The sequence below is a fragment of the uncultured Sphingomonas sp. genome (genome assembly GCF_936927845.1).
In the GTDB taxonomy this organism is placed as follows: Bacteria; Pseudomonadota; Alphaproteobacteria; order Sphingomonadales; family Sphingomonadaceae; genus Sphingomonas.
The window spans coordinates 157,596-166,496 of sequence record NZ_CAKZHV010000069.1 but is presented as its reverse complement, the minus strand read 5'-3'; the positions used below and the strand labels follow the sequence as shown (position 1 = coordinate 166,496).

Below are 8,901 nucleotides of genomic sequence, written 5' to 3'. Positions count from 1 at the left end.
GCCCGCCGCCGCGACCGGCTCGACGAGCTCGCCGGGCGGCTGCGCGACAGCGGCGCGAGCGTCCTCACCCTGGACCTCGACGTCACCGACCTCGAGGCGTTCCGCAAGCAGCTCAACGCCGAGCAGTCCGACGTCAAGGTGACGATGGTCGCGCTGCGGGCGCCGGCGGCCGCGGCGTCGGCGGGTGGGGGGATCGCGGGCGTCGCGGGTCAGTCATCAGAATTCTCCTTCGAAGGGCGCGCGGTGAACGGGGCACGCCAGTCGTCCTCCACGTGCCGCCCAGAGTACTGACGCGCCTCCGACGAGCGTCCATGATCGGTGACGACCGGATTGATCGAACCCTGCAACGCAGCATCGCGGCGGCGGATCGCGTCGCGCATCCGGTCGAAGCCGCCGTCAGCTCGCAGCTGCTCGAACTGATCGTGCAGGTTGAACACGACCGTCGTCAGCGGAGCACGGCGCGCGATGCGCGAGGCCTGCGGATGCAGCCCGACGAGGAAGAACGGCACGCCGCCGAGGCTGAAACTGAAGTGCGGTGACGTCGTGTCGGGCGACACGCGCTCGGCCCACGGCGCGTCGTCACGATCGTGCAATCGCTGCAGCATGCCCCACAGGAGGTTCTCGAACTCCCGCTCGTCGCCCACCCGCGGGCGACGGAAGACGGCGATGAACGAGCCGAACTCGCGCGGTATGTCCGGCAGTCGCAAGTCGAACGAGAATTGGTCGCGCTCCCCGCGCCGCAGATCCATCCGGACGACGAGCTCGTCGCCGAGGCGGCGGAGCGCGCGGCGACCGAGCGCCGCGACCCGGCCGAGCAGGCGCGCGCCGCCGCGCACGCCGAGCGCGCCGCGCTGGAGGCGGAAGCGGCGACGCTGACGCGTGCGTTGCAGCGCGGCGGCGGACGCGACCGGTTGATCGATCACGTGCGCGTAGCACCCGGTTACGAGCGCGCGCTGGCAGCGGCGCTGGGCGACGATCTGGACGTTGGGCTCGATGGGGGTGGCGCGGCATACTGGCAGGGCGCGGCGATGCGCGCGGACGATCCCGCCCCACTGACGGGCGCCGAGCCGCTGACAGCGCACGTCTCCGCGCCCGAGGCGCTGGCGCGGCGGCTGGCGCAGGTGTTCGTGGTGGACGCCGACGATGGACGCGCGCTCGCGGTCGGGCAGCGGGTGGTGACGCGCGGCGGCGCGATGCGGCGGTGGGACGGGCTGGTCACGACGAGCGGCGGCGTCGCTGCGGCGGAGCGGCTGGAGCGGCAGAACCGGCTGGCGACGATCCACGCCGCGCTGCCCGACGCGCGCGCGGCGGCGGACGAGGCGACGGCGACGCTGCGCCATGTGACCGAGGCGATCGCGGCGGCGCTGCGCCAGGCGAGCGAGGCACGCGCGGCGATTGCGCGGGCGGAGGCGGGATTGCGCGAGGCGCAAGGCCGGCAAGCGCGCGCGGAGACGATGCTGGAGCGGATTGCAGGGCAGCGCAGCGACGCGACCGAGCGCGCGAGCCGTGCCGAGCGCGAGCACGACGAGGCGGCGGGTGACGTGGCACAAAGCGAGGCCAAGGTTGCCGCGCTGCCTGACACTACCGCGACCATGCGCGCGATCGCTGAGCTTCGGCACGAGGACGCGGCGCGGCGGCAGGCGGTCGACGTCGCGCGTGCGGCGCGGCAGGCGGGCGAGCGGCAGGCGGCGGTGCTGCGCGAGCGGCTGGCGGGCGCACAGGGCGATGCCAAGAGCTGGCGCGCACGCGCGGGGGACGCCGCGCGGCGGATCGGCGACATGGCGAAGCGCGAGGCCGAGATCGCGCGCGAGCTGGCGGCAACCGCGCCGCGATTGCCCGAGCTCACCGCGATGGTCGCGAACGCGGAGGCGACGCACGCCGCCGCGCGCGAGACGGTCGAGCGGGTGGTCGAGACGGAGCGGGCGGGCGAGCGCGCCTTGCGCAACGCGGAGGTCGAGGTACGGCGTTCGGGTGAAACGCTGTCAACCGCGCGCGAGGCCCGCGCCGGGGCAACCGCACGCGCCGACCATCACGAGGCGCGCCGCGTCGAGCTCGGCCGCCACGCAGGCGAGCGGTTCGAGTGTCCGGCACCGGTGCTGTCGGAACGGCTCGGCTTCACCCCCGCCGATGTCGGCACGCCTGACAGCGAGGCCACCGCGTTCGAGCGGTTGACGCGCGAGCGCGAGCGGATGGGGCCGGTCAACCTCGTCGCCGCGCAGGAGCTGGCCGAACTGGAAGCGGCGGGCGCCGGCAACGCGGCCGAGCGCGCCGAGCTGGGCCAGGCGGTGAACCGGCTGCGCGGGTCGATCGGCACGCTCAACCGCGAGGGACGGCAGCGGCTGCTCGCCGCGTTCGAGGCGGTCGACGGGCATTTTCGGCGGCTGTTCACGACGCTGTTCGATGGCGGGGATGGTGTGGGGGGTCAGGCTCATTTGGAGCTGGTCGACTCGGACGATCCGCTCGAAGCCGGGCTGGAGATCATGGCGCAGCCGCCGGGCAAGCGGCTGCAATCGCTAGCCTTGCTTTCAGGGGGCGAGCAGGCACTAACCGCGGTGGCGCTGATCTTCGGGCTGTTCCTGACCAATCCGGCGCCGATCTGCGTGCTGGACGAGGTCGACGCGCCGCTCGACGACGCCAACATCGACCGCTTCTGCGCGTTGCTCGACCGCATGACCCGCGAGACGCGGACGCGTTATCTGGTCGTCACCCACAATGCGGTGACGATGAGCCGGATGCATCGCCTGTTCGGGGTGACGATGATCGAGCGCGGCGTCAGCCGGCTGGTATCGGTCGATCTGGGACACGCGGAGCGGCTGATCGCGGCGGAGTGACGTGGCCGATCCAGGCGGGTGCGGGATCGCGCACCGCCGCCCAGATGATCCATAGTATCGCAATGCCGCGGACGGCGGCGGCGGTGGCGACGTCGACCTGCGTCGCCGACGGCCACGCGCCCTCCAGACCCGCGAACAGCCAGAATTCGGCGAAATAGGCGAACAGGTCGCCGAGCAAGAACAAAGCGAGCGGACGCGCACGCGTTGCCGTCAGCACCAGCAGCGGCCACAGCCACAGGTCGAACTGCGGCGACCACACCTTGTTGGTGAGCAGGAACCACGCGAGCACGGGGGTGAACAGGACCCATGGATGGCGGCCGTGGCGTCGCCAGCCCGCGAGCACGATCGCGGTCGCCCCGAGCGCGAAGGCGATCAGCGCGAGGCGGTTCCGCGCCGGAATGTCGGTCGGGTACCAGCCTAAGGTGTTCGCGAGCTCCCACACGCTCGCCGCGGTGCCGCTGCGCTGGCTCGAAAAGGCGTAGAACTCGCTCCAGTTGGTGAAGGCGGTGGCGGCGACGGGCAGGTTGACCACGCCCCAGGCGGCGAGCGCGACCGCGACGAGCAGCGCCGCGCGGGTGACGTTCGCGCCCGCCGCGCGACCGCGCCGGAACAGCGCGCCCAGCCCAAGCAGCGGCAGCAGCAGCAGCGGGAACAGCTTGGCCGCGCCGCCCAGCGCCGCGAGCGCGGTCGCGCGCACGTCGTTCGCGCGGTTCGCCGCGAGCACGGCCGCGACTGCGAATGCCGCGGCGAGCAGGTCCCAATTGTGCGCGAGATAAAGCACCAAGGGCGGCGCGAGCGCCCAGGCGTATTGACGCACCCTCCCCACCCCGGCGCGGCGCATCATCCGCAGGATCAGGTAGGCGAAAGCGGTATTGCCGAGCCACACCGCAGTCAGGAAATCGGCCGCGTCGGGGCGGCCGAGCCCGAGCACGCGCGCGACCAGCCCCTCGACCCAGATCAGCGCGCCGGTCAGGACGGGATATTCCATCCGCGCCTCCCAATAGGGCACCTGCCCCGCCGCAACCCCACGCAGGCCCCAGAACGGCACCGCGTCGCTGTAGCAGCCGGTCGTGTACTGCTCCGCCCCGATCCAGTATGCGCCGCAGTGAAGCTTGAACGCGAGCCCGGCGAGGCAGGTGAAGGCGAGCGCCCAATAGGGCGCCTCATCGCCCAGCCGTCCGGTCCAACGATCGATCGTGTCGCGCATGGCGCAATGTCTTGGCCGAGCATGTGCGGGGCGGCAAGCGAACGTGCGCACCTCGACATTTCGGACCTGCGAACATATATCGAACGCATGGCGCAGCTCGATATCAAACAGAAGCTGGCGATCCTCGCCGACGCGGCGAAATACGACGCGTCATGCGCCTCGTCGGGCACCGCCAAGCGCGACAGCCGCGATGGCAAGGGGCTCGGTTCGACCGAGGGGATGGGCATCTGCCACGCTTACGCGCCCGATGGTCGCTGTATCTCGCTGCTCAAGATCCTGCTGACCAACAGCTGCATCTTTGATTGCCATTATTGCATCAACCGCAAGAGCTCGAACGTGCGGCGCGCGCGCTTCACCGCGCAAGAGGTGGTGAATCTCACCCTCTCCTTCTATCGTCGCAATTACATCGAGGGGCTGTTTCTGTCGTCGGGGATCATCTCCTCGCCCGATTACACGATGGAGCAGATCGTCGAGGTCGCGCGCTCGCTTCGTGAGGATCATCATTTCCGCGGCTACATTCATCTCAAGACGATCCCTGACGCCGACCCTGAGCTGGTGCATCAGGCAGGGCTCTACGCCGATCGCGTGTCGATCAACGTCGAGCTGCCGACCTCGTCGGGGCTGAAGCGGCTCGCGCCCGAGAAGGACGAGGCGCGGATCGAGGGCGCGATGCGCGAGGTCAAGGCGTCGATTGCGGACCTAACCGACGCCAAGGCCAAATACAAGTCGGCGCCGCGCTTCGCGCCCGCGGGGCAGTCGACGCAGATGATTGTCGGCGCGGACGCGGCGACCGATGGCGATATCGTCGGCAAAGCATCGCAGCTCTATGATCGCTTTAATCTGCGCCGCGTCTATTACTCCGCGTTCAGCCCGATCCCCGACGCGAGCACGGTGCTGCCGCTCCAGCGTCCGCCGCTGATGCGCGAGCACCGATTGTATCAGTCCGATTGGCTGATGCGCTTCTACGAATTCAAGCCGCACGAGGTGGTCGCCGCCACCGATACGGGCACCGGCATGCTGCCGCTCGACATTGATCCCAAACTCGCCTGGGCATTGAAGTTTCGCGAGCATTTTCCCGTCGACGTGAACCGCGCACCACGCGAGGCGCTGCTGCGCGTGCCGGGGTTGGGGGTGAAGGCGGTCAAGAACATTTTGGCGTCACGGCGCTGGCGGCGGTTGCGGCTGGATGACGTCGCGCGGCTGACCGTGTCGATCGTCAAGATTAGGCCGTTTATTGTCACCGACGACTGGTGCCCCGTGTCGCTGACCGACCGAGCGGAGTTGAAGCCGCTGGTCGCGCCCAAGAAGCAGCAGCTGGAGCTGTTCGCGGCCTAAACGTTAGCGCAACACCGCGTCGGTGCTGACCAGCCGGACGTCGTGCATCTGATCGAGATACGCCTCCAGATAGCCTTTGTGCGATGCGCCGACGATGACGAGCGCGCGCATGCCGGGCTGCTCCGCCAGCATCTCCCGAATGTTGGCTGCCATGCGCAGGTTGCGCGTTTTCCACCATCCGACATAAACGCGTCCAAAATGCTGCAGGGATGCCTCCTCCAGCGCGGCTCCAAAATCACTGTCAAAGACCAGCCGCGACTGGCCGCGCGCATCGTATGCGCGATACAGCTTGAGCACGCCCGCGGGACTGCCGAGCTGCGCCTCAAGCGCCTTGCTGGCCGCCGTTCGCTGCTTCGTTGCGTCATTGTCCCAGGCTTTTCCCACCGCCGCGCCGAATGCGTCATCGTCCATCATCGCGAGATCAGCGGTATGATCATCCATTGGAAACACGCGCTCCTGTCCCAAACGTGCGGCGAGCGCTGCGGCGATAAGCAGGCTCTCGTCGTTGCGATTGCGCAGCGTGTCGAGCCGTGCGGCCAGCGTCGTATCAAGCCCGTCGCCCGCACGTCGCTCGGCCGCGGGTAGCCGCAACCATTGCACCAATGCCGATGCGGGTTCGCCACCCGCGAGGAATACTGCGGCAAGGTGGCGGCGATCCGCCGCGGTCGGGCGCGCCGGCCACGTGCGCAGCAGCTGTAAAGCCTCCGCGGTAGCCGCCGGCACGTCAAGGCCCGTAGCCGCGCTGGCGGACGCGGGATCGGAGCAATAGGTCTTCACCACCTCAGCGTAGCGTGCGTCATAGCGGCGGAGGTAGTCGCACTGCTGGCCCGACAATGCCTCGATCGCGATTCGCTGTGGTGCCCAGACGGCGAGCCGGTCGAGCAATGACGAGAGGTCGGCGGCACGGAAGGCGGACGACATGTTCGACAGGTGTGGCGAGCCGAGTACCATGACCTGGTTGGGCGCCCCGGTGCGTGGACCCTTCAACTGCCCAGGCGTGAAATCGCCGTGATAATCCTTCGCGTGCGCAGCGATCGAGATTGTCGCCGCCATCGCCATTACCGCCGCCATGCGCCACCGCATCTTCATGCTCCCATGGTGTGTTACTTCTTTGATACACGCATTGATCCACGTGTCCAGCGCAACCCGAATAGTCGTTCGCCGGTTGTCCTGCTGATGCGTGTCGTTACCCTACCGCTGCCTGATGATTTCGACGCTTGGCGCGATGCGGCGCGAGGTCTTGCAAGCGACGGCGTGTCGCCTGACGAAATAGTGTGGCAGGTGGGAGACAGGCCGGGCGACCTGTTCGCGGCGACCGGAAACGATGCTCCGATACCCCGACCCGATCCGATCACGCCGCCGCTAAAGGTGTCGCGCGCGTTCCTCGACCTCGCGCAATCGGCGGCGCTGCACCACGATCCCGAGCGGTTCGCATTGCTCTACACCGCGCTCTATCGCCTGCGCCGCGAGCCGAAACTGGTCGAGGACCAAGCCGACCCGTTGGTGCGGCGACTGGACGGGCTCGCCAAGCACGTGCGCCGCGACATTCACAAGATGCGCGCGTTTCTGCGGTTTCGCGAGGTGGAGGAGGACGGCGCGTCGCGCTTCGTCGCGTGGTGGGAGCCCGACCACCATATCGTTCGCGCCAACGCCGCCTTCTTCGTCAACCGCTTCGCCAGCATGCGCTGGTCGATCCTGACGCCCGAGGTGTCGCTCCACTGGGACGGTGCGGCCCTGTCGGAAGGACCGGGTGCCGAGCGCGGCGACGCGCCCGACGGCGACCCGATCGAGGACGTGTGGAAGACCTATTACGCCAGCATCTTCAACCCCGCGCGCGTCAAGGTCGGCGCAATGTTGAAGGAGATGCCGCGCAAATACTGGAAGAACATGCCGGAAACCGCGCTGGTGCCCGAGTTGCTGGCGACCGCGCAGGCACGGGAGAGCGGAATGATCGAGCAGGCACGCACGGGCGTCGGCGGCAACGCGCAAGCGGCGTGGGAGGCGTTGCGCGAGGAGGCGATGAGCTGCACGCGCTGCCACCTGTACAAGAACGCAACGCAGACGGTGTTCGGCGAAGGACCGGTGGCTGCGTCGATGATGTTCGTTGGCGAGCAGCCGGGCGATCAGGAGGATCTAGCCGGACATCCGTTCGTGGGTCCGGCCGGCCAGGTGTTCAATCGCGCGCTGGCGGAGGCCGGGATCACGCGCGAAGAAACTTATGTCACCAATGCGGTCAAGCATTTCAAGTTCGAGCCGCGCGGCAAGCGGCGCATTCACGCCAAGCCGGACGCGGGCGAGATCACCGCGTGCCGCTGGTGGATTGAGCAGGAGCAGATGCTGCTGCGCCCCAAGGTCACGGTGGCGCTGGGCGCGACCGCGGCGCGCAGCCTGTTCGGCAAGGCGATGATGATCGGGCGCGAGCGCGGGCGCGCGCTGACGCTGCCGGGCGAGAGCGGCGGCACCGCGTGGATCACGGTGCATCCGAGCTACCTGCTGCGACTACCCGACGAGGCGGCGAAGGCGGCGGAATATGCGAAGTTCGTCGAGGACCTGAAGGCGGCGCACGCGCTGGTTGGGTAGCGGCGTGCCTGCCTCTTGGCTTTCGGGTAAGAACCGGGCTCCGGCTAAAGGCCGGGATGACGAGCGTGGGTGAAGCTGCCGCGACATTGCCGGAGCTCAGAACGTAGCCGGGTCTGGTCCCATGCGCCCGTTCGCGTCGTCCATCGCGTCGATCGCGGACACGTCGTCGCTCGACAGCGTCACTCCATTTGCGGCGAAATTGCTGGCGAGCCGGTCGACGTTGCCGGTCTTTGGGATGACCGAATAGCCTTTCGCCAGGTGCCAGGCGATGATGACCTGCGCGGGGGTCGCGCCCAGCCGGTCAGCGATCGCCGTGATGCGCTGGTCCTTCAGCGTCTCGCCCTGCCCAAGCGGACTCCAGCTCTGCGTTACGATGCCTTGATCGGCGTTGAAGGCGACGCAGTCGCGCTGCTGGAATGTCGGATGGAGCTCGATCTGGTTGACCGCGGGGGTGACGCCGGTCGCCTCGATAATGCGGTTCAGATGCTCGGGCATGAAGTTCGACACGCCGATCGAGCGCGCCTTGCCCGCCTCGCGCAGGTCCACCAGCGCACGCCACGCGTCGACGTAATCGTCCGCCGACGGGTGCGGCCAGTGGATCAGATAGAGGTCGACCGCGTCGCGCCCGAGCAATGCCAGGCTCTCGTCGAGCGCGGCGGCAGCGTCGGTGTGACGGTCGTTCCACAGTTTAGTGGTGATGAACGCGTCGTCGTGGCCGAGGCCCTCCCCCACGCCGCGCTCGTTATGGTAGATCGCGGCCGTGTCAATCAGGCGGAAGCCGGCGTCGAGCCCCGCGCGGACGATGGTCGCGACCTGCGCGTCGGGAACCTGGTAGGTGCCGAGGCCGAGTTGCGGGATGGTGCGGCCGTCGTTCAGGGTAAGATCAGTCATGGCGTGACGAACCGTTGCTGTCGGCCGCGGTTCCGAAAGCGACTTCCCAAGGCCCGC

At 68.6% G+C, this 8,901-nt stretch carries 8 protein-coding genes; 4 read left to right on the top strand and 4 right to left on the bottom strand.

Annotated elements, in window-relative coordinates; genetic code table 11:
- A partial coding sequence (locus Q0579_RS17685) for a hypothetical protein (RefSeq protein WP_298815036.1) occupies positions 1-291 on the top strand: 291 nt, incomplete at its 5' end.
- On the opposite strand, the gene gntA is transcribed toward Q0579_RS17685, so the two are convergent.
- Entirely contained in the window at positions 210-749 is a 540-nt protein-coding gene (gene gntA / locus Q0579_RS17680) for a guanitoxin biosynthesis heme-dependent pre-guanitoxin N-hydroxylase GntA (RefSeq protein ID WP_298815033.1), read from the bottom strand. The genes Q0579_RS17685 and gntA overlap by 82 nt on opposite strands.
- Between gntA and Q0579_RS17675 the strand changes: the two genes are divergently transcribed.
- Positions 720-2,831 (top strand): chromosome segregation protein SMC, encoded by a 2,112-nt coding sequence (locus Q0579_RS17675; RefSeq protein WP_298815031.1) that lies wholly within the window; start codon positions 720-722, stop codon positions 2,829-2,831. The genes gntA and Q0579_RS17675 overlap by 30 nt on opposite strands.
- Here Q0579_RS17675 and Q0579_RS17670 read toward each other — a convergent pair.
- Positions 2,773-4,038 carry a hypothetical protein gene (locus Q0579_RS17670; RefSeq protein ID WP_298815028.1) on the bottom strand — a complete coding sequence of 422 codons (1,266 nt, stop codon included), beginning with the start codon at positions 4,036-4,038 and terminating at the stop codon, positions 2,773-2,775. The genes Q0579_RS17675 and Q0579_RS17670 overlap by 59 nt on opposite strands.
- 87 nt (positions 4,039-4,125) lie before the next feature.
- Between Q0579_RS17670 and Q0579_RS17665 the strand changes: the two genes are divergently transcribed.
- Complete coding sequence (locus Q0579_RS17665; RefSeq protein ID WP_298815026.1) at positions 4,126-5,373, top strand: putative DNA modification/repair radical SAM protein; 1,248 nt, start codon at positions 4,126-4,128, stop codon at positions 5,371-5,373.
- Positions 5,374-5,376: 3 nt separating this feature from the next.
- On the opposite strand, the gene Q0579_RS17660 is transcribed toward Q0579_RS17665, so the two are convergent.
- The gene (locus Q0579_RS17660; RefSeq protein WP_298815023.1) at positions 5,377-6,456 is read right to left on the bottom strand and encodes a DUF5694 domain-containing protein; all 1,080 of its coding nucleotides are present in this window, start codon (positions 6,454-6,456) and stop codon (positions 5,377-5,379) included.
- Between the two features lie 93 nt (positions 6,457-6,549).
- On the opposite strand from Q0579_RS17660, the gene Q0579_RS17655 reads away from it, so the two are divergent.
- Positions 6,550-7,953 (top strand): UdgX family uracil-DNA binding protein, encoded by a 1,404-nt coding sequence (locus tag Q0579_RS17655; protein ID WP_298815020.1) that lies wholly within the window; start codon positions 6,550-6,552, stop codon positions 7,951-7,953.
- A 96-nt stretch (positions 7,954-8,049) separates the two neighbouring features.
- Here the strand turns inward: Q0579_RS17655 and Q0579_RS17650 are convergent, their stop codons facing one another.
- Positions 8,050-8,844, bottom strand: coding sequence for an aldo/keto reductase (locus Q0579_RS17650; RefSeq protein WP_298815018.1), 795 nt, complete (start codon positions 8,842-8,844; stop codon positions 8,050-8,052).
- Positions 8,845-8,901 lie beyond the last annotated feature (57 nt).

Bases quoted from the DNA above. Each gene is read 5' to 3' on its own strand.
- gntA (WP_298815033.1), bottom strand. From the start codon at position 749: ATGGATCTGCGGCGCGGGGAGCGCGACCAATTCTCGTTCGACTTGCGA.
- Q0579_RS17670 (WP_298815028.1), bottom strand. From the start codon at position 4,038: ATGCGCGACACGATCGATCGTTGGACCGGACGGCTGGGCGATGAGGCG.
- Q0579_RS17665 (WP_298815026.1), top strand. From the start codon at position 4,126: ATGGCGCAGCTCGATATCAAACAGAAGCTGGCGATCCTCGCCGACGCG.
- Q0579_RS17660 (WP_298815023.1), bottom strand. From the start codon at position 6,456: ATGCGGTGGCGCATGGCGGCGGTAATGGCGATGGCGGCGACAATCTCG.
- Q0579_RS17655 (WP_298815020.1), top strand. From the start codon at position 6,550: ATGCGTGTCGTTACCCTACCGCTGCCTGATGATTTCGACGCTTGGCGC.
- Q0579_RS17650 (WP_298815018.1), bottom strand. From the start codon at position 8,844: ATGACTGATCTTACCCTGAACGACGGCCGCACCATCCCGCAACTCGGC.